The 22,207-nt window shown below is 59.8% G+C and carries 18 protein-coding genes and 1 pseudogene; 12 read left to right on the forward strand and 7 right to left on the reverse strand.

The genetic code is table 11. The annotated features are described in order from the left end of the window. Positions 1 to 119: 119 nt before the first annotated feature. Entirely contained in the window at positions 120 to 1,409 is a 1,290-nt protein-coding gene (gene gltA / locus ACGSLL_RS21360; RefSeq protein WP_394507834.1) for a citrate synthase, read from the forward strand. 1,230 nt (positions 1,410 to 2,639) lie between these two features. Here the strand turns inward: gltA and ACGSLL_RS21365 are convergent. The 3 genes from ACGSLL_RS21365 to ACGSLL_RS21375 all read right to left on the reverse strand — a co-directional run bounded on the left by ACGSLL_RS21365 (position 2,640) and on the right by ACGSLL_RS21375 (position 5,698). Next, positions 2,640 to 4,298 carry a cation acetate symporter gene (locus ACGSLL_RS21365; RefSeq protein WP_042607583.1) on the reverse strand — a complete coding sequence of 553 codons (1,659 nt, stop codon included), beginning with the start codon at positions 4,296 to 4,298 and terminating at the stop codon, positions 2,640 to 2,642. After that, the gene (locus ACGSLL_RS21370) at positions 4,295 to 4,606 is read right to left on the reverse strand and encodes a DUF485 domain-containing protein (protein WP_394507835.1); all 312 of its coding nucleotides are present in this window, start codon (positions 4,604 to 4,606) and stop codon (positions 4,295 to 4,297) included. Before ACGSLL_RS21370 ends, ACGSLL_RS21365 begins: the two co-directional genes overlap by 4 nt. Before the next feature lie 240 nt (positions 4,607 to 4,846). Further along, positions 4,847 to 5,698 carry a glycine betaine ABC transporter substrate-binding protein gene (locus tag ACGSLL_RS21375; protein ID WP_336357144.1) on the reverse strand — a complete coding sequence of 284 codons (852 nt, stop codon included), beginning with the start codon at positions 5,696 to 5,698 and terminating at the stop codon, positions 4,847 to 4,849. Positions 5,699 to 5,997: 299 nt separating this feature from the next. On the opposite strand from ACGSLL_RS21375, the gene ACGSLL_RS21380 reads away from it, so the two are divergent. Continuing rightward, on the forward strand, positions 5,998 to 7,593 hold the full coding sequence (locus ACGSLL_RS21380) for a glycoside hydrolase family 17 protein (protein WP_394507836.1): 1,596 nt from the start codon (positions 5,998 to 6,000) through the stop codon (positions 7,591 to 7,593). Between the two features lie 91 nt (positions 7,594 to 7,684). On the opposite strand, the gene ACGSLL_RS21385 is transcribed toward ACGSLL_RS21380, so the two are convergent. After that, positions 7,685 to 8,056 (reverse strand): hypothetical protein, encoded by a 372-nt coding sequence (locus tag ACGSLL_RS21385; RefSeq protein WP_394507837.1) that lies wholly within the window; start codon positions 8,054 to 8,056, stop codon positions 7,685 to 7,687. A gap of 224 nt (positions 8,057 to 8,280) precedes the next feature. Between ACGSLL_RS21385 and ACGSLL_RS21390 the strand changes: the two genes are divergently transcribed. Then, positions 8,281 to 9,579, forward strand: a complete 1,299-nt coding sequence (locus tag ACGSLL_RS21390) for a serine/threonine protein kinase (protein WP_394507838.1) — start codon at positions 8,281 to 8,283, stop codon at positions 9,577 to 9,579. Further along, a complete protein-coding gene (locus ACGSLL_RS21395) occupies positions 9,572 to 10,360 on the forward strand; it encodes an MlaA family lipoprotein (RefSeq protein WP_206414944.1) in 789 nt (262 codons plus the stop codon). Before ACGSLL_RS21390 ends, ACGSLL_RS21395 begins: the two co-directional genes overlap by 8 nt. Before the next feature lie 128 nt (positions 10,361 to 10,488). On the opposite strand, the gene ACGSLL_RS21400 is transcribed toward ACGSLL_RS21395, so the two are convergent. After that, on the reverse strand, positions 10,489 to 11,403 hold the full coding sequence (locus tag ACGSLL_RS21400; protein WP_394507839.1) for a DUF808 domain-containing protein: 915 nt from the start codon (positions 11,401 to 11,403) through the stop codon (positions 10,489 to 10,491). A 135-nt stretch (positions 11,404 to 11,538) separates the two neighbouring features. Here ACGSLL_RS21400 and ACGSLL_RS21405 point away from each other — a divergent pair, with 135 nt between their 5' ends. Beyond that, positions 11,539 to 12,147: a TetR/AcrR family transcriptional regulator gene (locus ACGSLL_RS21405; RefSeq protein WP_394507840.1), complete on the forward strand. Its 609-nt coding sequence runs from the start codon at positions 11,539 to 11,541 to the stop codon at positions 12,145 to 12,147. Positions 12,148 to 12,249: 102 nt separating this feature from the next. On the opposite strand, the pseudogene ACGSLL_RS21410 reads toward ACGSLL_RS21405, so the two are convergent. Together ACGSLL_RS21410 and ACGSLL_RS21415 are read right to left on the reverse strand one after the other, a co-directional pair. Next, a pseudogene (locus tag ACGSLL_RS21410) lies at positions 12,250 to 12,707 on the reverse strand (REP-associated tyrosine transposase). 212 nt (positions 12,708 to 12,919) lie between these two features. After that, complete coding sequence (locus ACGSLL_RS21415) at positions 12,920 to 13,360, reverse strand: GlcG/HbpS family heme-binding protein (protein WP_394507841.1); 441 nt, start codon at positions 13,358 to 13,360, stop codon at positions 12,920 to 12,922. Positions 13,361 to 13,628: 268 nt separating this feature from the next. On the opposite strand from ACGSLL_RS21415, the gene gcl reads away from it, so the two are divergent. The 7 genes from gcl to ACGSLL_RS21450 all read left to right on the forward strand — a co-directional run bounded on the left by gcl (position 13,629) and on the right by ACGSLL_RS21450 (position 22,137). Further along, positions 13,629 to 15,404 (forward strand): glyoxylate carboligase, encoded by a 1,776-nt coding sequence (gene gcl, locus ACGSLL_RS21420; protein ID WP_096796234.1) that lies wholly within the window; start codon positions 13,629 to 13,631, stop codon positions 15,402 to 15,404. A 138-nt stretch (positions 15,405 to 15,542) separates the two neighbouring features. After that, a complete protein-coding gene (gene hyi / locus ACGSLL_RS21425) occupies positions 15,543 to 16,325 on the forward strand; it encodes a hydroxypyruvate isomerase (protein ID WP_093103367.1) in 783 nt (260 codons plus the stop codon). A 163-nt stretch (positions 16,326 to 16,488) separates the two neighbouring features. Further along, positions 16,489 to 17,382 (forward strand): 2-hydroxy-3-oxopropionate reductase, encoded by an 894-nt coding sequence (locus tag ACGSLL_RS21430; RefSeq protein ID WP_056783869.1) that lies wholly within the window; start codon positions 16,489 to 16,491, stop codon positions 17,380 to 17,382. Positions 17,383 to 17,544: 162 nt separating this feature from the next. After that, positions 17,545 to 18,819: a glycerate kinase type-2 family protein gene (locus ACGSLL_RS21435; RefSeq protein WP_394507842.1), complete on the forward strand. Its 1,275-nt coding sequence runs from the start codon at positions 17,545 to 17,547 to the stop codon at positions 18,817 to 18,819. After that, positions 18,816 to 20,231, forward strand: coding sequence for a pyruvate kinase (gene pyk, locus ACGSLL_RS21440; RefSeq protein WP_394507843.1), 1,416 nt, complete (start codon positions 18,816 to 18,818; stop codon positions 20,229 to 20,231). Before ACGSLL_RS21435 ends, pyk begins: the two co-directional genes overlap by 4 nt. 145 nt (positions 20,232 to 20,376) lie before the next feature. Beyond that, the gene (locus ACGSLL_RS21445; RefSeq protein ID WP_394507844.1) at positions 20,377 to 21,291 is read left to right on the forward strand and encodes an urea transporter; all 915 of its coding nucleotides are present in this window, start codon (positions 20,377 to 20,379) and stop codon (positions 21,289 to 21,291) included. A 21-nt stretch (positions 21,292 to 21,312) separates the two neighbouring features. Beyond that, the gene (locus ACGSLL_RS21450; protein WP_394507845.1) at positions 21,313 to 22,137 is read left to right on the forward strand and encodes an ion transporter; all 825 of its coding nucleotides are present in this window, start codon (positions 21,313 to 21,315) and stop codon (positions 22,135 to 22,137) included. Positions 22,138 to 22,207 lie beyond the last annotated feature (70 nt).

Here is a 22,207-nt window from a genome sequence, read left to right on the forward strand (position 1 = left end):
GCTTAAAGCCTTCTGGAGCAAGACTTTAGGCAAATTGACATTCGAATTTATCTCACTATAGTGGTGCGGGCCCTGCGTGGGGGGTCTGTCTGATGGTTCAAGCATAAATAGGAGGCCACATGGCTGACAAAAAAGCGCAGTTGATCATCGAGGGCGCAGCCCCCGTCGAGCTGCCCATTTTAACCGGCACCGTTGGTCCCGATGTAATCGATGTTCGGAGCCTGACGGCCACGGGCCGCTTCACGTTCGACCCGGGTTTCATGTCGACCGCCTCGTGCGAGTCGAAAATCACCTATATCGACGGCGACAACGGCATTCTGTTGCACCGCGGCTACCCGATCGAACAGCTGGCTGAAAAGTCGGACTACCTGGAAACCTGCTACCTGCTGCTCAACGGTGAATTGCCGACAGCAGAACAGAAGGCCCAGTTCGTCAGCACCGTGAAAAACCACACCATGGTTCACGAGCAGCTGAAAACCTTCTTCAACGGTTTCCGTCGCGACGCCCACCCGATGGCCGTCATGTGCGGTGTAGTCGGCGCCCTCTCGGCCTTCTACCACGACTCCCTGGACATCAATAACCCGCAGCATCGCGAAATCTCCGCGATCCGCCTGGTTGCGAAGATGCCGACCCTGGCAGCGATGGTTTACAAGTACTCCATGGGCCAACCCATGATGTACCCGCGCAACGACCTGACGTACGCGGAAAACTTCCTGCACATGATGTTCAACACCCCGTGCGAGATCAAACCGATCAGCCCGGTGCTCGCCAAGGCCATGGACCGGATCTTCATCCTCCATGCCGACCACGAGCAGAACGCGTCGACCTCCACCGTGCGTCTGGCCGGCTCTTCGGGTGCCAACCCGTTCGCCTGTATCGCCGCCGGTATCGCCGCACTGTGGGGCCCTGCCCACGGTGGTGCGAACGAAGCCGTACTGACCATGCTCGATGAAATCGGCGATGTCTCGAACATCGACAAGTTCATCGCCAAGGCCAAGGACAAGAACGATCCGTTCAAGCTGATGGGCTTCGGTCACCGCGTCTACAAGAACCGCGACCCGCGCGCGACTGTAATGAAGCAGACCTGCGACGAAGTATTGAAGGAACTGGGCATCAAAAACGATCCGCAACTCGAACTGGCCATGCGCCTGGAAGAGATCGCCCTGACCGACCCGTACTTCATCGAACGCTCGCTGTACCCGAACGTCGACTTCTACTCGGGGATCATCCTCAAGGCGATCGGCATTCCGACCAGCATGTTCACCGTGATCTTCGCCCTGGCACGTACTGTCGGCTGGATTTCGCACTGGAAGGAAATGCTCTCGAGCCCGTACAAGATTGGCCGTCCGCGCCAGCTGTACACGGGTTATGAGTCGCGTGACATCGTTAAGCTGGAAGACCGTAAGTAAGGTTTTCCTGTTGTGATGGTTTAGTGGTGTGTCAGGAACGGCCTCTTATATAGAGGCCGTTTTTGTTTGGGGGATTTGTAGATTTTTGGGCATATCCGTTGCTGCGGTTGTTGCCTCTGGCGGTTTCGCTCTTACAGCGACTCACTTTTTCAAACGCCGGAGTGCCGGCCCAGCAAAAAGTAAGCAAAAGGCTTTGCCCCGGCGTTCGGCCCCTCGCTGGGGCTCGGGGTTCCTTCGTTACGGAATCGATCCGGGCGCAGCGGCTACGGTTTGCTTCGCTGCACCTACTTCCGCTGTGTACGACTTCGTCGTACGGTCGCTACGCTCCCACACCCGGATCAATCCCTTCACTCAGCCTGCCGAAGGGGCAAAAAGATCAAAAACCGGATCAAGAGCCAGATCAAAATCAAAAGCCAGGTCAAAATCAAAAGCCCCTCACCCTAGCCCTCTCCCGGAGGGAGAGGGAACTGACCGTGGTGGATGTGAGGGTTACGCCAACGTGCAATAGCTGGTCGTACTCAGGTTTTGAACCGCCCACAAATCGGCTCCCTCCCCAGCGGGAGAGGAAACTGACCGTGGTGGATGTGAGGGTTACGCCAACGTGCAATAGCTAGTCGTACTCAGGTTTTGAACAGCCCACAAATCGGCGCCCTCCCGAGCGGGGGAGGGAACTGACCGTGGTGGATGCGAGAGCTACACCGACCTGCGAAACCGAGTCGAACGCAAAATTTGAAAAGCACAACGATCGGCTCCCTCTCCCTCGGGAGAGGGCTGGGGTGAGGGGCAGCCACACCACAAATCCCAAGCCATGCGCCGCTTCTCACCACTCAATAGGCCGAGTGTCAGCTCGCCTGCTTTTGATCTTGATCCACCGGCGACGTCGAAAGGCTGAGTGGAGGGATTGATCCGGGCGTGGGAGCGCAGCGACCGTCTGGCGCAGCCAGACACAGCGGAAGGAGGTGCAGCGAAGCAAACCGTAGCCGCTGCGCCCGGATCGATGCCGGAGCGAGGGGACCCGAGCTTGCGAGGGCCGTACGTAGGAGCAAGCGTTTTTTGCTTACTTTTTTTGGCGTTTGAAAAAAAGTGAGTCGCCGTAAGGGCGAAACCCTAGGAAGCCGTTACCGCAGCAACGGATATTCACCCAAAAACCACCCGATAACCGCCCACAAAAAAAAACGCCCCGATCTCTCAATCAGGGCGCTTTCTCATACAAGAAACCACAAGCAAAGATTAGTGCGAAACCGCCCCACTCGCCCCCAGCCCAGTCTGCGACCGCACAAACTGCGGAAAGAACAGCGCCCGCTCGTTGTCCGCCGCCGCCGACTTGTCAGTAATCGAGAAGAACCAGATCCCGATGAAGGCAATGATCATCGAAAACAGCGCCGGGTACTCGTAAGGGAAGATCGCCTTCTCGTGATGCAGAATCTGCACCCAGATGGTAGGGCCAAGAATCATCAGGCCCACCGCACTGATCAGCCCCAACCAGCCGCCAATCATCGCACCGCGCGTGGTCAGCTTCTTCCAGTACATCGAAAGCAGCAGCACCGGGAAGTTGCAACTGGCCGCGATCGAGAACGCCAGGCCGACCATGAACGCAATGTTCTGGCTTTCGAACAGAATGCCCAGACCGATCGCCAGCACCGCCAGAGCGATGGTGGTGATCTTCGACACGCGAATTTCATCCTTCTCGTTGGCCTTGCCCTTCTTGATCACGCTGGCGTACAGGTCGTGAGACACCGCCGAAGCACCGGCCAGTGTCAAGCCAGCCACCACCGCGAGAATGGTCGCGAACGCCACTGCCGAGATGAAACCGAGGAAAATGCTGCCACCGACCGCGTTGGCCAGGTGCACCGCCGCCATGTTGTTGCCACCGAGCAAGGCGCCCGCTGCATCTTTAAAGGCCGGGTTGGTGCTGACCAGCAGGATCGCGCCGAAGCCGATGATGAAGGTCAGGATGTAGAAGTAGCCGATGAAACCGGTTGCGTAGAGCACGCTCTTGCGAGCTTCTTTCGCGTCACTCACGGTGAAGAAGCGCATCAGAATGTGCGGCAGACCAGCGGTACCGAACATCAGCGCCAGACCCAGCGAGAACGCCGAAATCGGATCCTTGACCAGACCGCCCGGGCTCATGATCGCTTCGCCCTTGGCGTGCACCTTGATCGCTTCGGAGAACAGCGTGTTGAAATCGAAGCCAACGTGCTTCATGACCATCAGCGCCATGAACGAGGCACCGGACAGCAGCAGCACAGCCTTGATGATTTGCACCCACGTGGTCGCCAGCATGCCGCCGAACAGCACGTACATGCACATCAGCACACCGACCAGGATCACCGCAACGTGGTAATCAAGGCCGAACAGCAGCTGGATCAGCTTGCCGGCACCGACCATTTGCGCGATCAGGTAGAACGCTACCACCACCAGCGAGCCGCAGGCCGACAGGGTGCGAATCTGGGTTTGCCCGAGGCGGTAGGACGCCACGTCGGCAAAGGTGTATTTACCCAGGTTACGCAGACGCTCGGCGATCAGGAACAGAATGATCGGCCAGCCCACCAGGAAGCCGATCGAGTAGATCAGGCCATCGTAGCCGGAGGTGAACACCAGCGCGGAAATCCCCAGGAAGGACGCCGCCGACATGTAGTCGCCGGCAATCGCCAGACCGTTCTGGAAACCAGTGATCTTGCCGCCCGCCGCATAATAGTCGGCGGCCGAGTTGTTTTTCTTCGAAGCCCAGTAGGTGATGTACAGCGTCGCGCCGACGAAAGCCACGAACATCAGAATCGCCGGGATGTTCAGCGGCTGTTTGGCCACTGCACCGGTCAGGGCATCAGCGGCCCAGGCGCCGGGCGCGAACGCGGCAACGCTTAATAAAGCAAGTAGACGCCGGATCATTGCTGAGCCTCCTTGAGAATCGCATTGTTCAGGTCGTCAAACTCGCCATTGGCGCGGCGCACGTAGATGCCGGTCAGGACGAAGGCCGAAAGGATCAGGCCGACACCGATCGGGATGCCCCAGGTAATCGAAGATTCCGGACTGAGTTTCGCCCCGAGCACATGCGGCCCGTACGCGATCAGCAGGATGAATGCGGAGTACAGCCCAAGCATGATTACCGAGAGAATCCAGGCGAATCGTTCCCTTTTCTGAACCAGCTCCTTGAATCGGGGACTGTTTTGAATCGAGAGGTAAATGCTGTCGTTCATTGTTTTTATCCTCGCAGCACAGATTATTGTTGGAACGTAGCTAATGTATGCGGCTGCGGGAGAGGTTCCAGACGACCTTAGTAGTAGATGGCCATGATGTTTTGGCCATTTTCCGGTACACAGAAAAAAACTGTGGGAGCGAGCCTGCTCGCGAACGCGTCGTATCAGTCGATATTGCATCAACTGACAGATTGCATTCGCGAGCAGGCTCGCTCCCACAGGGGTGTGGCGGTGTTTAAATTACTTGGTCCAGTCAGCTACACGTTCCGGGTGTTTGGCCACCCAGTCCTTGGCCGCTGCATCAGGCTTGGCACCATCCTGAATCGCCAGCATGACTTCGCCGATTTCGTCTTTCGACGCCCATTGGAAGTTCTTCAGGAACTTGGCCACTTCCGGTGCCTTGGCTTCGAGGCCTTTGCTACCGATGCTGTTGACGGTTTCAGCCTGGCCATACACGCCTTTCGGGTCGTCGAGGAAGCGCAGTTTCCACTTGGCGAACATCCAGTGCGGCACCCAACCGGTGACGGCGATGGACTCGTTTTTCTTCTCGGCGCGGGTCAGCTCGGCAATCATGCCGGCGCCGGAACTGGCCTTGAGGCTGTACTTGTCGAGACCGTAATCCTTGATCGCCTGATCGGTCTTGAGCATCACGCCTGAACCGGCATCGATACCGACAATGCGGTTTTTGAAGGTGTCATCGGTTTTCAGATCTTCGATCGATTTGGCTTTGACGTACTCAGGCACGATCAGGCCGATTTTTGCATCCTTGAAGTTCGGGCCGTAATCGACGACCTGATCCTTGTTCTTGGTCCAGTAATCGCCGTGGGTAACCGGCAACCACGCCGAGAGCATGGCGTCGAGTTTGCCGGTCGCCACACCCTGCCACATGATCCCGGTGGCAACGGCCTGCAGCTTCACGTCGTAACCGAGTTTCTGCTTGATCACTTCGGCCGCCACATGGGTGGTCGCGACGCTGTCGGACCAGCCGTCAACGTAACCGATGTTCAGGGTCTGTTTTTCAGCGTTGGCGAAACTGGAACTCATCGCAAGCGCCAGCACGGCACCTGCGCCTAAAAGTCGTCGCATCTTCATCGTTTACTTCCCCGAAATGCTGCGCCCGACGGATGCCGGGCATCGTCAACGTATTGTTATGGTGCAGCGCCCCCGTCGCGCCGCACCGCCCACTCGATCAAACATCAGCGCGATTTTTCCACAAGGGTACTGACGCTTCGATCATCAACCTGACGCCGCCCGCGACCTGCTCTGTCAGCGACCTCAAGGCAACGAGAAACGACATCAGAACGCCATTAATCGCGCCTGAATAATTGACGCCAGACAATCCGCCCGAACTTTGCATGTCGTCAGCATGCGGCTCACCAACCCCTGTATAAATGCAGGTAACATGCGTCGCTTTGCAGCCACTCGGCCTGACCATGACCGCGACGTCTCGTTTTCCTTTTTTGCCTTATCTGTTTGCCTGCCTGCTCGGCGTGTTTGCCCTTGGCGGTTTCTGGTACGCGCTCGGCCAGCCGGTGATCCTGCCGGACGCGGCCACCCCGACGCACAAGCTGCAATGCGCCTCCTACACGCCGTTCGATAAAGACCAATCACCCTTCGACGTGCCGTTCAAGTTGCGCCCGGAGCGCATGGACGCCGACCTCGCATTGCTCGCGACGCGTTTCGAGTGCATTCGGACCTATTCGATGACCGGCCTCGAAGCGTTGCCGGAGCTGGCGCGCAAGCACGGGTTGAAATTGATGATCGGCGCGTGGGTCAACAGCAATCCGGTCGACACTCAAAATGAAGTCGACCTGCTGATCAAATCGGCCAACGCCAACCCCGACGTGGTCACGGCCGTCATCGTCGGCAACGAGGCGTTGCTGCGCAAAGAAGTCACGGGCGCGCAGTTGGCCCGGCTGATCAACAAGGTCAAAAGCCAGGTCAGGCAGCCGGTCACCTATGCCGATGTCTGGGAGTTCTGGCTCAAGCACCCGGAAGTCGCGCCGGCGGTGGATTTCCTGACCATTCATTTATTGCCGTATTGGGAAGATGATCCGTCGAACATCGACGTTGCCCTGCAGCATGTCGCCGATGTGCGTCAGGTGTTCGGCAACAAGTTCGCCCCCAAGGATGTGATGATCGGCGAAACCGGGTGGCCGAGCGAAGGCCGCCAGCGCGAAACCGCCGTGCCGAGCCGGGTCAACGAGGCGAAATTCATTCGCGGGTTCGTGGCGATGGCTGAAAAGGAAGGCTGGCGTTACAACCTGATCGAAGCGTTTGATCAACCGTGGAAACGTGCAAGCGAAGGCGCGGTCGGCGGCTATTGGGGCTTGTTCGATGCCGATCGCCTGGATAAAGGCGTGCTGGCCGGGCCGGTGAGCAATGTGCCGTACTGGAAGGAATGGCTGGCGCTCGGTGGTGTGATTTTTATCGGTACGCTGATGCTTGGCGGTCGCGTTCGGACCACCCGTTCGGCGCTGCTGTTACCGTTGCTGGGCGCCCTCGCCGCTTGTTCGATTGGCGCCTGGGGCGATCTGGCGCGAGTGACCACGCGGTTCGCCAGCGAGTGGTTGTGGGTCGGTTTGCTTACCGCGTTGAATCTTTTGGTGTTGGCGCATGCCGCGCTGACCTTGAGTGCGCGCGCTGGCTGGCGTGGGCGTGCTTTCGAATGGTTTGAGCGGCACGCTGGCCGGCTGGTCGCGGCCGCCGGTTTTGCTGCGGCGGTGATGATGCTGGAGATGGTCTTCGATTCGCGTTATCGCAGCTTTGCCAGCATGGCGTTCGTGCTGCCGGCGCTGGTTTATGTGTGCCGGCCGGTGAGCGTGCCGCGCAGGGAGATTGCCTTGCTGACCTTTATGGTGGGTGCGGGGATTGCGCCGCAGCTGTATCAGGAAGGGTTGTTGAATCAGCAGGCGTGGGGTTGGGCGTTGGTCAGTGTATTGATGGTGGCCGCCCTTTGGCGCTGCTTGCGGGTTCGCCCACAGTAAATTTTGGCCACACCGGCCTCTTCGCGAGCAGGCTCGCTCCCACATTTGAATCGCATTCTCCTGTGGGAGCGAGCCTGCTCGCGAAGGCTGACTATCCGGCGCCGCGGGACTCGCGGACCAGGCGCAACCCGCCAATCACCACGGCAAACACCGCCAACGTCGTGTTGTACAACGCCAGCGCCGGCAAGCCGATCACCAGCGCCAGCACTGCCAGCCACCACCCTGCCCGTCCCGGCACAACGAAGCCGATCAGCGCCGCACCGAGTGCCGCCCAGCCCAACACCTTGAAATGAATCATCAGCCCAAGGTTCGAACGCACCACGCATTCCCAACGGCTGGCCTCATCGACGCAGATGCCGACCCACTGGCCCTCTTCCATAAAGCCATAACGCGCGGCATAACTGGCCGCCAGCCACAACGGCAACAGCACGAGCAGCACAATCACGGGCAAGCGGCGGGACATGGAGCACTCCAATCTTTGGAAATCGGCGGCCAGCTTAATCTGCCGCCCTGCATACGCAAGCGCTAACAACACTTAACTGTTCATTCGGGCCGTGCAAAGTGTATCGTCCAGCTACTATTACTCCGAATTCCGCCTGTTTGGTGCCGCAGCATGGCACTTTGGCGCAAGCCCGGTGGTCATAGCCTGCGAACTTCATTCGGCACCTTCCTCTAAGGGATCTAGTCATGCTCCGTTCCTTGCGCTTCGCCGCGCTGTTCAGCGGCCTTATTTTGAGTGCGTCCGCACTGGCGGTGGATATCGACGCCGCCAGTTATGGCTACCCCCTGACCAATCCGTTCGAGGCGACCATCGCCACGACGCCGCCGGATCTGCGCCCTGAACTGCCGCTCGATGACGACATCAATCAGTCCGATCGCAGCGTCACCCTGCGCCCGGAACGCGAGTTCATCCTGCCGGACAATTTCTGGGCGGTGAAAAAGCTGACCTACCGCATCGCCACGCAAGACAAACCGGCACCGCTGATCTTCCTGATCGCTGGCACCGGCGCTCGGTATGACAGCACGCTCAACGAGTACCTGAAAAAGCTCTATTACAAGGCCGGCTACCACGTCGTGCAGTTGTCGTCGCCGACCAGCTTCGACTTCATCAGCGCCGCTTCGCGCTTCGCTACACCGGGCGTGACCAAGGAAGACGCCGAAGACATGTACCGGGTGATGCAGGCCGTGCGCGCGCAGAACCCGAAGCTGCCGGTGACCGAGTACTACCTCACCGGTTACAGCCTCGGCGCCCTCGATGCCGCCTTCGTCGCGCATCTGGACGAGACGCGCCGCAGCTTCAACTTCAAGAAAGTCTTGCTGCTCAACCCGCCAGTCAACCTGTATACCTCGGTGACCAACCTCGACAAGCTGGTGCAGACCGAAGTCAAAGGCATCAACAGCAGCACCACCTTTTATGAACTGGTGCTGACCAAGCTGACCCGCTACTTCCAGCAAAAAGGTTACATCGACCTCAATGACGCGCTGCTCTACGATTTCCAACAGTCCAAGCAGCACCTGACCAATGAGCAGATGGCGATGCTGATCGGCACGTCGTTCCGCTTCTCGGCGGCCGATATCGCGTTCACTTCCGACCTGATCAACCGTCGCGGCCTGATCACCCCGCCAAAATTCCCGATCACCGAAGGCACCAGCCTCACGCCGTTCCTCAAGCGTGCACTGCAATGCGATTTCGATTGCTACATCACCGAGCAGGTCATTCCGATGTGGCGCGCGCGCACCGATGGCGGCAGCCTGCTGCAACTGATCGACCAGGTCAGCCTGTACGCGCTCAAGGATTACCTGCACGCCAGCCCGAAAATCGCCGTGATGCACAACGCCGACGACGTGATCCTCGGCCCGGGCGATCTTGGCTTCCTGCGCAAGACCTTCGGTGATCGCCTGACGGTTTATCCACTGGGCGGCCACTGCGGCAACCTTAACTACCGCGTCAACAGCGACGCCATGCTGGAGTTCTTCCGTGGCTAAATATCTCCTGCTGATTACAGCGCTCCTCTGTGCAGGCGTGGCCCAGGCCGACAACAGCAAAGCCAACGCGCCGGTGGTGGTCGACAGCGACGGTTTCAAGGAACCGCTGACCAAACTGAAATTCAACGCGGGCCTGGACCAGCGCGAATTCGAGCGCTCGACGCTCAACGCGCTGAACGTCTACGACCCGCTGGAGTCGTGGAACCGTCGGGTTTACCACTTCAACTACCGCTTCGACCAATGGGTGTTCCTGCCGGTGGTCGATGGCTACCGCTACATCACGCCAAGTTTCGTGCGCACCGGGGTGAGCAATTTCTTCAACAACCTCGGCGACGTGCCGAACCTGGTCAACAGCCTGTTGCAGTTCAAGGGCCAGCGCTCGATGGAAACCACCGCGCGGCTGCTGCTCAACACCACCATCGGTATCGCCGGTCTGTGGGACCCGGCCACCGCCATGGGCCTGCCGCGCCAGAGCGAAGACTTCGGTCAGACCCTGGGCTTCTACGGGGTACCGGGCGGCGCCTACTTCGTCCTACCGATCCTCGGCCCGTCGAACATCCGCGACACCGCGGGCCTTGCCGTGGACTACACCGCCGAATCGGCGATCAACTTCCTCAACGTCTCGGAAGTCAGCTCCAACCACCCGGAAGTCTGGGCTTTGCGTGCGGTCGACAAGCGCTACCAGACCAGCTTCCGCTACGGCCAGATGAACTCGCCGTTCGAGTACGAGAAGGTGCGTTACGTGTACACCGAGGCGCGCAAGTTGCAGGTTGCCGAGTAAAAAAGGCTGTCACAAAACATTGTGGGAGCGAGCCAGCTCGCGGAGGCGGCGTATCAGTCGACGTAGATATTGACTGGACTACCGCATTCGCGAGCAGGCTCGCTCCCACATTTGTTATGTGTTGCTGATCAGTTTTTCAGAGCTTTCCAGAGCTTGCCGACGACGGAAACCACCGCCAACACCACCGCACCGGCAATGATCCCCGCAACGCCATTAAGCAACATCGGCACCGCAAACCCGGCGCCGCCAGCCGCTGCGCCGACGCCTTCGATCCAGTGATGCACCACCGGCACGCCGTGGGTAAGGATGCCGCCGCCGACCAGGAACATCGCCGCCGTACCGACCACCGACAGGGTTTTCATCATGTACGGCGCGGCGCTGAGAATGCCGTTGCCGATCTTCTTCGCCATTTGCCCAGGCTTTTGTGTCAGCCACAAGCCGAGATCGTCGAGTTTGACGATGCCCGCCACCAGACCGTAAACCCCCACGGTCATCACGATCGCAATGCCGGACATGACGACCACCTGCTGAGTCAGCGAGGCATCCGCCACGGTACCGAGGGTGATCGCGATGATTTCTGCCGAGAGGATAAAGTCGGTGCGGATCGCGCCTTTGATCTTGTCCTTCTCATAGGCCACCAGATCGGTCGCCGGGTCCGCCACCGCCTCGGTCAATTGCGCATGCTCGGCCTCGTCTTCGGTCTTGCTGTGCAGGAACTTGTGCGCGAGCTTTTCGAAGCCCTCGAAGCACAGATAGGCACCGCCGACCATCAGCAGCGGCGTTACCAGCCAAGGCACGAATGCACTGATCGCCAGCGCTGACGGCACCAGGATCAGTTTGTTGACGAACGAGCCCTTGGCCACCGCCCAGACCACGGGGATCTCGCGCTCGGCCCGCACACCGGAGACCTGCTGGGCATTGAGCGCCAGATCGTCACCGAGCACCCCGGCAGTCTTTTTGGCGGCCATTTTGGTCATCAACGCCACGTCATCCAGAACGGTGGCGATGTCGTCGATCAGCACCAGCAAACTGCTTCCTGCCATGAATCCTGTTTCCTTCTGTGTATGAATGTTGCGAAGCATAACGCGACCACAGCCCACGTGGTGCATTGTTGAGCGCCGCGCGAGGCCGGTGCTACCATGCGCCACCGCCAGAACAGGCAAGGAACCACCGGGTTTATGAGCACAATCCGCGAGCGCAACAAAGAACTGATCCTGCGTGCCGCCAGCGAGGAGTTTGCCGACAAGGGCTTCGCGGCGACCAAAACCAGCGACATCGCCGCCAAGGCGGGATTGCCCAAGCCCAACGTCTACTACTACTTCAAATCCAAGGAAAACCTCTACCGCGAGGTGCTGGAAAGTATTATCGAGCCGATTCTGCAGGCCTCGACACCGTTCAACCCGGACGGCGTGCCGAGCGAAGTGCTCAGCGGCTACATCCGCTCGAAGATCCGCATCTCCCGCGACCTGCCCTTCGCCTCCAAAGTGTTCGCCAGCGAAATCATGCACGGCGCGCCGCACCTGAACGCCGATCTGGTGGAACAACTGAACGCCCAGGCCAAGCACAACATTGCCTGCATCCAGAGCTGGATCGACCGCGGCGAGATCGCCCCGATCGACCCCAACCACCTGATGTTCAGCATCTGGGCCGCCACCCAGACGTATGCCGACTTCGACTGGCAGATTTCTGCGGTAACCGGCAAGGACAAGCTGGATGAAGCAGATTATGAAGCGGCCGCGCAGACGATTATCCGGTTGGTGTTGAAGGGGTGTGAGCCGGATCAGTGAGATCGGGGGAACCGCTTCGCGAGCAGGCTCGCTCCCACATTTGGAATGCATTCTCCTGTGGGAGCGAGCCTGCTCGCGAATGGCGGCAACTCAGATCTCGACTCACAACCAAATCGAGTCCCACAACGGATAGTCGCCAAGGCTTTTGACCAGCCCTGCCCGCAATGGGTTGGCAATGACATACCGCGCCATCTTCACCAGATTCTCCTCTTTACGCAGTGCACGGTCATGGAAGCCAGGTTGCCAAAGGCTGGTCTTTCGGCCGGTCGAAAGCTTTACCGCTTTGGTGCTGAGGGATTTGGTTCGCTGCATCAATTCGCCGAGCGAGCCACTCTTCAATTCAATCAACCAGTGAAAATGATCTGGCATTACGACCCAAGCCAGAGAATTGGCCAATCCCGTTTCCTCAACTGCCCGGAATTGGCTTACAAGCATTCTGCCAAGGAAGAAATCGCTGAATACGGGTTCTCTCCAGGCGGTATTGGCGGTCAGAAGGTAAATGCGGTTGTGTTCTGATAGCGTCCGATGCGCAAGCGATGTGAAGCAGATAAATCCGGCATTCCGTTGCCTTTTCATATGTTGATCATGAGAAGGCTAGCCGTGGAGATGGCAAAGGGAGCGTCAGACTTTTAGCAAGATGTGTAGCGCAGATCCTATTCGCGAGCAGGCTCGCTCCCACAGGGGCTTTCGAACACTCGAACATTTTGTGTCCAATCCAAACTCAATGTGGGAGCGAGCCTGCTCGCGAAAGCGGTTATTCAGACACTGACATTCAAACAGCCACCCCCCCATCCGCCCTCAAATCCAGCGCCTCCACCGCTCTGATCGCCACCTGCTCATCCACATCCGACAAATCCCCACTGATCCCGATCGCCCCCAGCAGCACCCCCGCCTGATCCCGAATCAACACCCCGCCCGGTGCCGGGACGACGCTGCCCTGGCCCATGCTGTTGAGGGCGGCAATGAAGGCCGGACGTTGTTGCGCGTCCTGGGCCAGCAGGCGCGAGCCTTTGCCCAGGGCGATGGCGCCCCAGGCTTTGCCGATGGCGATGTTGGGACGCAGCAAGCTGGCGCCGTCTTCGCGTTGCAGGGCGATCAGGTGGCCGCCGGTATCCAATACCGCGATGGTCAACGGTGCGGCGTTGATGCCGCGTCCGGCGTTGATGGCTTCGCTGACCAGGTTGACTGCGACTTTCAAGGTTAAAGCGCTCATGGTGCCGTCCTCATTTTGTTATAGGGAAAGTCGTGGGGCTGCGCGTTTGTGCCGCAGTCCGATCCAACAAATAGAACACAATGAGCTATTTTTTTGTATACAATAATTCTCGAAAAGCGCCACATGCGACGAAAAGCCACACTCAAACGGGCTTCCGACGAATGAAACAGACGCTTGAGAAAATGGATTGACCTGCGCCGTCCACCGTGAATACACTCAGCGCAAAGCCACTTGTATACAATTACAAAACGTAAAGAGGCACAAAACCATGAGCAAAATGAGAGCAATCGAAGCCGCCGTTCTGGTGATGCGCCGTGAAGGGGTTGATACCGCTTTTGGCATCCCGGGCGCAGCGATCAACCCGCTGTACTCCGCCTTGCAGAAGGTCGGTGGCATCGATCACGTCCTTGCTCGCCACGTTGAAGGCGCCTCGCACATGGCCGAGGGCTACACCCGCACCAAGGCCGGCAATATCGGCGTGTGCATCGGTACATCCGGCCCGGCCGGTACCGACATGGTCACCGGGCTCTACAGCGCCTCGGCCGACTCGATTCCAATCCTCTGCATCACCGGCCAGGCACCCCGCGCCCGTATGCACAAGGAAGATTTCCAGGCCGTCGATATCACCAGCATCGTCAAGCCAGTGACCAAGTGGGCAACCACTGTTCTGGAGCCGGGCCAAGTGCCTTACGCGTTCCAGAAAGCCTTTTATGAAATGCGCTCCGGCCGCCCAGGCCCGGTGCTGATCGACCTGCCGTTCGACGTACAGATGGCCGAGATCGAATTCGACATCGACGCTTATCAGCCACTGCCATTGGCCAAACCGACCGCCACCCGCGTGCAGGTCGAGAAGGCGCTGGCTTTGCTGGATCAGGCCGAGCGTCCGTTGCTGGTCGCCGGTGGCGGCATCATCAACGCCGATGCCAGCGATCTGCTGGTGGAGTTCGCCGAGCTGACCGGCATCCCGGTCATCCCGACGCTGATGGGCTGGGGCACCATCCCCGACGATCACCCGCTGATGGTCGGCATGGTCGGTCTGCAGACGTCGCACCGCTACGGCAACGCGACCCTGCTCAAATCCGACGTGGTGCTGGGTATCGGTAACCGTTGGGCCAACCGTCACACCGGTTCGGTCGACGTCTACACCGAAGGCCGCAAGTTCATTCACGTCGACATCGAAGGCACGCAGATCGGCCGTGTGTTCACGCCGGATCTGGGCATCGTTTCCGACGCCGCCGCTGCGCTGACCGTGTTCATCGAAGTGGCCCGTGAATGGCAAGCCGCCGGCAAGCTGAAGAACCGCAGCGCCTGGCTGCAGGATTGCCAGCAGCGCAAGGCGAGCCTGCATCGCAAGACCCACTTCGACAACGTGCCGGTCAAGCCGCAGCGCGTTTACGAAGAAATGAACCAGGTGTTCGGCAAGGACACCTGCTACGTCAGCACCATTGGTCTGTCGCAGATTGCCGGCGCGCAGTTCCTGCACGTGTACAAACCGCGTCACTGGATCAACTGTGGTCAGGCCGGCCCGTTGGGCTGGACCATTCCAGCGGCGCTGGGTGTGGTGAAGGCCGATCCGAGCCGGAAAGTCGTGGCCCTGTCGGGGGACTATGATTTCCAGTTCATGATCGAAGAACTGGCGGTCGGCGCTCAGTTCAAACTGCCGTACATCCACGTCGTGGTGAACAACTCGTACCTGGGTCTGATCCGTCAGGCGCAGCGCGGGTTCGAAATGGACTACTGCGTGCAGCTGTCCTTCGATAACCTCAACGCGCCGGAACTCAACGGTTACGGGGTTGACCACATCGCAGTCGCCGAAGGCCTGGGCTGTAAAGCACTGCGGGTATTCGAACCATCGGAAATCGCCCCGGCCCTGCGCAAGGCCGAACAGATGATCGAGGAGTTCAAGGTGCCGGTGATCGTCGAGATCATTCTGGAGCGTGTGACCAACATCTCCATGGGCACCGAGATCAACGCGGTCAACGAGTTTGAAGACCTGGCACTGGTCGGCAACGATGCGCCGACGGCGATTTCGTTGCTTGACTGACTGCTGACAGCTGATCGTTCCCACGCTCTGCGTGGGAATGCAGCCCGGGACGCTCTGCGTCCCAAAGCGGACGCAGAGCGTCCATTGAGGCATTCCCACGCAGAGCGTGGGAACGAGAATCTAGAACGGGAGACCACCATGCCGCGTTTCGCAGCCAACCTGTCCATGCTGTTCACCGAACAGGATTTCCTTGCCCGTTTCGACGCCGCCGCCAAGGCCGGTTTCAGTGGCGTGGAATACCTGTTCCCGTACGACTTCAGCTCGGCTGAAATCAAGGCAAAACTCGACGCCAACGGTCTGACCCAAGTGCTGTTCAACCTGCCGGCGGGTGACTGGGCCAAGGGTGAGCGCGGGATTGCCTGCCTGCCGGACCGCGTCGAGGAGTTCCGCGCCGGGGTCGATCTGGCCATTGCCTACGCGCAAGTGCTGGGCAACACGCAGATCAACTGCCTGGCCGGTATTCGTCCGCAGGGCGTCGACGACGCCACCGTGGAAAAGACCTTCGTTGCCAACCTCAAATACGCCGCCGACAAGCTGCAAGCGGTGGGCATCAAACTGGTGATGGAAGCGATCAACACCCGCGACATTCCCGGTTTCTACCTGAACAACACGGCGCAGGCCCTGTCGATTCGCGAACAGGTCGGCAGCGCCAACCTGTTCCTGCAATACGACATCTATCACATGCAAATCATGGAAGGCGATCTGGCCCGCACCCTGCAATCGCATCTGGGCGAGATCAACCATGTGCAGCTCGCGGACAACCCGGGGCGCAACGAACCGGGGACCGGCGAAATCAACTACCGCTTCCTGTTCGAACACCTCGACCGCATCGGTTATCAGGGTTGGGTGGGTTGCGAGTACAAGCCGCTGACCACCACCGAGGCTGGCCTGGGCTGGCTCAAGACCCACAACGCAATCTAAGAAACACTGCAAATCCCCTGTGGGAGCGAGCCTGCTCGCGAATGCGGTGGGTCAGTCAACACGGATATTGAATGTTCTACCGCATTCGCGAGCAGGCTCGCTCCCACATTAAAAACAGCTCCCTTTTTGCTTGAAGCAGCAATAAAAACAAGAGGAATTTCTCATGGCTAAAATCGGATTCATCGGCACCGGCATCATGGGCCACCCAATGGCGGCGAACCTGCAGAAAGCCGGTCACAGCCTGTTCCTGTCGCAACACCACGACGCCGCACCCGCCGACCTGGTTGCCGCGGGCGCCGTCGCGCTGGCCAATCCACGCGAAGTGGCGCAGGAAGCTGAATTCATCATCGTCATGGTCCCGGATACCCCGCAGGTCGATGACGTGTTGTTCCGTGCCGATGGCGTTGCAGCTGGTATTGGCAAAGGCAAAGTCGTCATCGACATGAGCTCGATCTCGCCAACCGCAACCAAAGCGTTCGCGGCGAAGATCAACGAAAAAGGCGCGCAATACCTTGACGCGCCAGTGTCCGGCGGTGAAGTCGGCGCCAAAGCCGCGACCCTGAGCATCATGGTCGGTGGCGACGCCGATGCTTTCGAACGCGCCCTGCCGCTGTTCCAGGCCATGGGCAAGAACATCACCCTGGTCGGCGGCAATGGCGACGGTCAGACCGCTAAGGTCGCCAACCAGATCATCGTTGCCCTGAACATTCAGGCCGTCGCTGAAGCGCTGCTGTTCGCCTCGAAGAACGGTGCCGATCCAGCCAAGGTGCGTGAGGCGCTGATGGGTGGTTTCGCCTCCTCGAAGATCCTCGAAGTGCACGGCGAGCGCATGATCAAAGGCACCTTTGATCCGGGTTTCCGCATCAGCCTGCACCAGAAGGACCTGAACCTGGCCCTGCAAGGCGCCAAAGAGCTGAACATCAACCTGCCGAACACCGCCAATGCCCAGCAAGTGTTCAGCACCTGCGCGGCCATCGGTGGCAGCAACTGGGACCACTCGGCGCTGATCAAGGGCCTGGAACACATGGCCAATTTCTCGATTCGCGACAAAAAATAAAGCCTGCCCCGTCGCTCGTTCCCACGCTCCGCGTGGGAATGCAGCCCGGGACGCTCCGCGTCCCTGCCGAAGCGGACGCAGAGCGTCCATTGAGGCATTCCCACGCAGAGCGTGGGAACGATCATCAGCATTAACCAAGAACAATAAGATTGGGAGCCCGCCATGTCGGTAGATCCGCAACAACTGCTGCGCGAGCTGTTTGCCACAGCCATCGACGCGGCCCATCCGAACCAGGTCCTCGAAGCCCATCTGCCCGCCGATCGCAGTGGCCGGGTGATTGTCATCGGTGCCGGCAAAGCCGCTGCCGCCATGGCACAAGTGGTCGAGCGCTGCTGGCAGGGAGAAGTGTCCGGTCTGGTGGTGACCCGCTACGGTCACGGCGCCCCGTGCGAGAAAATCGAAGTGGTCGAAGCCGCGCATCCGGTGCCGGACGCGGCCGGCCTGGCCGTGGCCAAACGTGTGCTGGAACTGGTCAGCAACCTGACCGAAGACGACCGGGTGATCTTCCTGCTCTCCGGTGGCGGCTCTGCCCTGCTCGCTTTGCCCGCCGAGGGCATTACCCTCGCCGACAAGCAGTCGATCAACAAAGCCTTGCTCAAATCCGGCGCGACCATCGGCGAGATGAACTGCGTGCGCAAGCACCTCTCGGCGATCAAGGGCGGCCGCCTCGGCAAGGCCTGCTGGCCGGCGACGGTTTACACCTACGCGATTTCCGATGTGCCCGGCGACCTCGCCACGGTCATCGCCTCCGGCCCGACCGTGGCCGACCCGAGCACCAGCGCCGAAGCCCTGGCGATCATCAAACGCTACGGCATCGACATTCCGGCCTCGGTGCGCAACTGGCTGCAAAGCCCCGAGTCGGAAACCGTGAAACCCGGCGATCCGAGTCTGGCGCGCAGTCACTTCCAGTTGATCGCCCGCCCGCAACAATCGCTGGATGCCGCTGCGGTGAAATGCCGTCAGGCCGGTTTCAGCACCTTGATTCTGGGTGATCTCGAAGGCGAATCCCGCGAGGTGGCGAAGGTCCACGCCGGTATCGCCCGGCAGATCATCAACCACGGCCAGCCACTGGCGGCGCCGTGCGTGATTCTCTCCGGCGGCGAAACCACCGTGACCGTGCGCGGCAATGGCCGTGGCGGGCGCAACGCCGAATTCCTCTTGAGCCTCACCGACAACCTAAAAGGCCAACCCGGGGTCTACGCGCTGGCCGGTGACACCGACGGCATCGACGGCTCGGAAGACAACGCCGGCGCGATCATGACCCCGGACAGCTACGCCCGCGCCGCGGCCCTGGGATTAAGCGCCAGCGACGAGCTGGATAACAACAACGGTTACGGCTACTTCCAGGCGCTCGACGCGTTGATCGTCACCGAGCCGACCCGCACCAACGTCAACGACTTCCGCGCCATCCTGATCCTTGAGAACTGCAAATCATGACGCCTGATAAAAAGGTCAAAATCCTCGCCACCCTCGGGCCTGCGGTGGATGGCATCGACGATATCCGTGAACTGGTCGAGGCCGGGGTGAATATTTTCCGGCTGAATTTCAGCCACGGCGATCACGCCGACCATGCCAAGCGCTACCAGTGGATCCGCGAAGTCGAGCGCCAGCTCAACTACCCGCTGGGCATTCTGATGGACTTGCAGGGGCCGAAATTGCGGGTCGGCAAGTTCGCTGACGGCAAGGTCCAGCTGCATCGCGGTCAGGCGTTCCGCCTCGATCTGGACGCGACACCGGGCGACGAGCGTCGGGTGAATCTGCCGCATCCCGAGATCATCGCCGCGCTGGAAGCCGGCATGGATTTGCTGCTCGACGACGGCAAACTACGCCTGCGCGTGGTGACCCAGTACGCCGATGCGATCGACACCACCGTGCTCAACGGTGGCGAATTGTCCGACCGCAAAGGTGTGAACGTGCCGCAAGCGGTGCTCGACCTCAGCCCGCTGACGGCCAAGGATCGTCGCGACCTGAGCTTCGGTCTGGAGCTGGGCGTGGACTGGGTTGCGTTGTCGTTCGTGCAGCGCCCGCAGGACATCGTCGAAGCGCGTGCGCTGATCGGCGACAAGGCGTTTCTGATGGCGAAAATCGAGAAGCCTTCGGCGGTCGAGCAACTGCGTGAGATTGCTGAGTTGAGCGATGCGATCATGGTCGCCCGTGGAGACCTCGGCGTCGAAGTGCCGGCCGAAAGCGTGCCGCAGATTCAGAAAAACATCATCACCACCTGCCGCGAACTCGGCAAACCGGTGGTGGTGGCGACGCAAATGCTCGAATCGATGCGCTTCTCCCCGGCGCCGACCCGCGCCGAAGTCACCGACGTCGCCAACGCCGTGGCCGAAGGTGCCGATGCAGTGATGCTCTCGGCGGAAACCGCGTCCGGTGAATATCCGCTGGAAGCGGTGCAGATGATGAGCAAGATCATTCGCCAGGTGGAGAACGGCCCGGATTACCAGACCCAGCTCGACGTCAGCCGGCCAAAAGCCGAGGCGACGGTGTCCGACGCGATCAGTTGCGCGATCCGCCGGATCAGCAACGTGCTGCCGGTGGCGGTGCTGGTCAACTACAGCGAGTCCGGCGCCTCGACGCTGCGCGCATCGCGGGAGCGGCCGAAAGCGCCGATCCTCAACCTGACGCCGAACCTGCAGACGGCGCGGCGCTTGAGCGTGGCGTGGGGCATTCATTCGGTGGTCAACGATCGCTTGCGTCAGGTCGACGAAGTCTGCTCGACCGCGCTGGAAATCGCCCAGGCACAAGGCATGGCCGAGCGTGGCGACACGCTGCTGATTACTGCCGGCGTGCCGTTTGGTCAGCCGGGGTCGACCAATTCGCTGCGTATCGAGACGTTGATTTAGCGCCTGTACCGGCCTCTTCGCGAGCAGGCTCGCTCCCACATTGGTTCTTTGTCGATCACAGAACCGAGACTGGACACAGATCCGGTGTGGGAGCGAGCCTGCTCGCGAAGCAGGCACCTCGGTTTTCCTGACTTTCAGAACTGCCATGCCTGCCAATCACTTCAACACCCACTGCCCCGACTGGGCCGAGGCTTTGCTCAACGGTTTCAGTCAGATTTTTCTTCAGCGCCATCCGCTGTGCGGTCTGCTGTGTTTGTTGGCGATCCTGCTGACCGCGCCGGTGCTGTTCGCCGGGGCGCTGCTCGGTGGCGTCGCCGGTTTGCTCACCGCGCAACGGCGCAACTATGCCAAGGCCGATCGCCAGGCCGGATTGTTCAGCTACAACGGCGTGTTGCTCGGCCTGCTGCTGAGCCTGTATTTCCCTTGGTCACCGCTGTTGCCACCGCTGATTCTCGCTGCTGGCGGTCTCAGTGCAATGATCACCCAGCAATGGCTCAAACGTATCTACCGCACCCGCGCGATACCGGCGTATACCTCGCCGTTCGTGGCCTTGAGTTGGCTGTTGCTGCTGTTCGCTGAACCGTCCGCGCCCATCGCCTCTATCGATTTGCATACGGCGAATGTGCTGGCCGCGGAATTGAGGGGATTCGGCCAAGCCATGTTTCTTGATCATCCATTGGCCGGTGGTTTGATTGCCTGCGGTTTGCTGATCGCCGATCGCCGTGGGTTCTGCTGGGCGCTGCTCGCGTCGGCGCTCGGCCTCGCTTCCAGTCTGCTGCAGCATGAACCCGCCACCGCTCTGCTGGGCCTGGGCAGTTACAACGCCGTGCTCGCCGCCCTCGCCTTCTCTGCGCAACGCCAATATCCGTGGCTGCCGCTGCTTGGCATCGTTCTGGCGCTGTTGGTGACGCCGCTGTTTGCCGCCGTCGGCCTTGCGACGTTGACCGCGCCGTTCATCCTCGCCGGCTGGCTGATCCATGCCGGCATGCAGATGTTTGGCAAAGCGTCGTTTGCGCATGAGCCTTGCGCTCATCGGGAGAATCACCCTAGGCTGCGCTGATCTTCGATTCAGGCGTTATCCATGGACAGCAGCAACAATTGGCGCGAACGGCTTTACGTGATGATTTTCCAGAGCGACACCCCGGCCGGGCGTCGCTTCGATGGCATCCTGCTGTTGATCATCCTCGCCAGTCTGGTGATCGTGATGCTCGACAGCATCGACAGCGTTCACCGTAACTACGCAGACCTGTTGGCCTACATCGAATGGGGCTTCACGGCGATTTTTCTCGGCGAATACATCCTGCGTCTGTACTGCTCGCCGAAACCGCTGCGCTATGCCTTCAGCTTTTACGGGCTGGTGGATCTGCTGGCGATCGTGCCGGGCATTCTTGCGCTGTATTACAGCGATGCGCAGTATCTGCTGATCATCCGCATCATTCGGATGCTGCGGATTTTCCGCGTACTCAAACTCAGCCCGTACCTCAAGCAGGCCAACTACTTGATGTCGGCGCTGCGCGGCAGCAAACAGAAAATCGTCGTGTTTCTGGTCAGCGTTTGTACGCTGGTGACGGTGTTCGGCACGCTGATGTATGTGATCGAAGGCCCGGAACACGGTTTTACCAGCATTCCAAAAGGCATCTATTGGGCGATCGTCACGCTGACCACCGTCGGCTTCGGCGACATCGTGCCGAAGACGCCGCTGGGCCAGGTGATTTCGTCGCTGGTGATGATCACCGGTTATTCGATCATTGCCGTGCCCACCGGGATCTTCACCGCTGAACTGGCCAATGCCATGCGCGGCGATCAGTTGCAGCACGACTGCCCGGTGTGCAAAAAAAGCAGCCATGAACAGTCCGCCGCTTTCTGTTCACGATGTGGCAATGCACTGTTCAAGAAACTGGAATAAGCACAGAGCTTTTTAATCTTTAAGCGACTATGCCGGCCCCGTTATAGTCGCTGGCAAATCGCCTCACCTT

It is taken from the genome of Pseudomonas retamae (assembly GCF_043496865.1).
Classification (GTDB): Bacteria; Pseudomonadota; Gammaproteobacteria; order Pseudomonadales; family Pseudomonadaceae; genus Aquipseudomonas; species Aquipseudomonas retamae.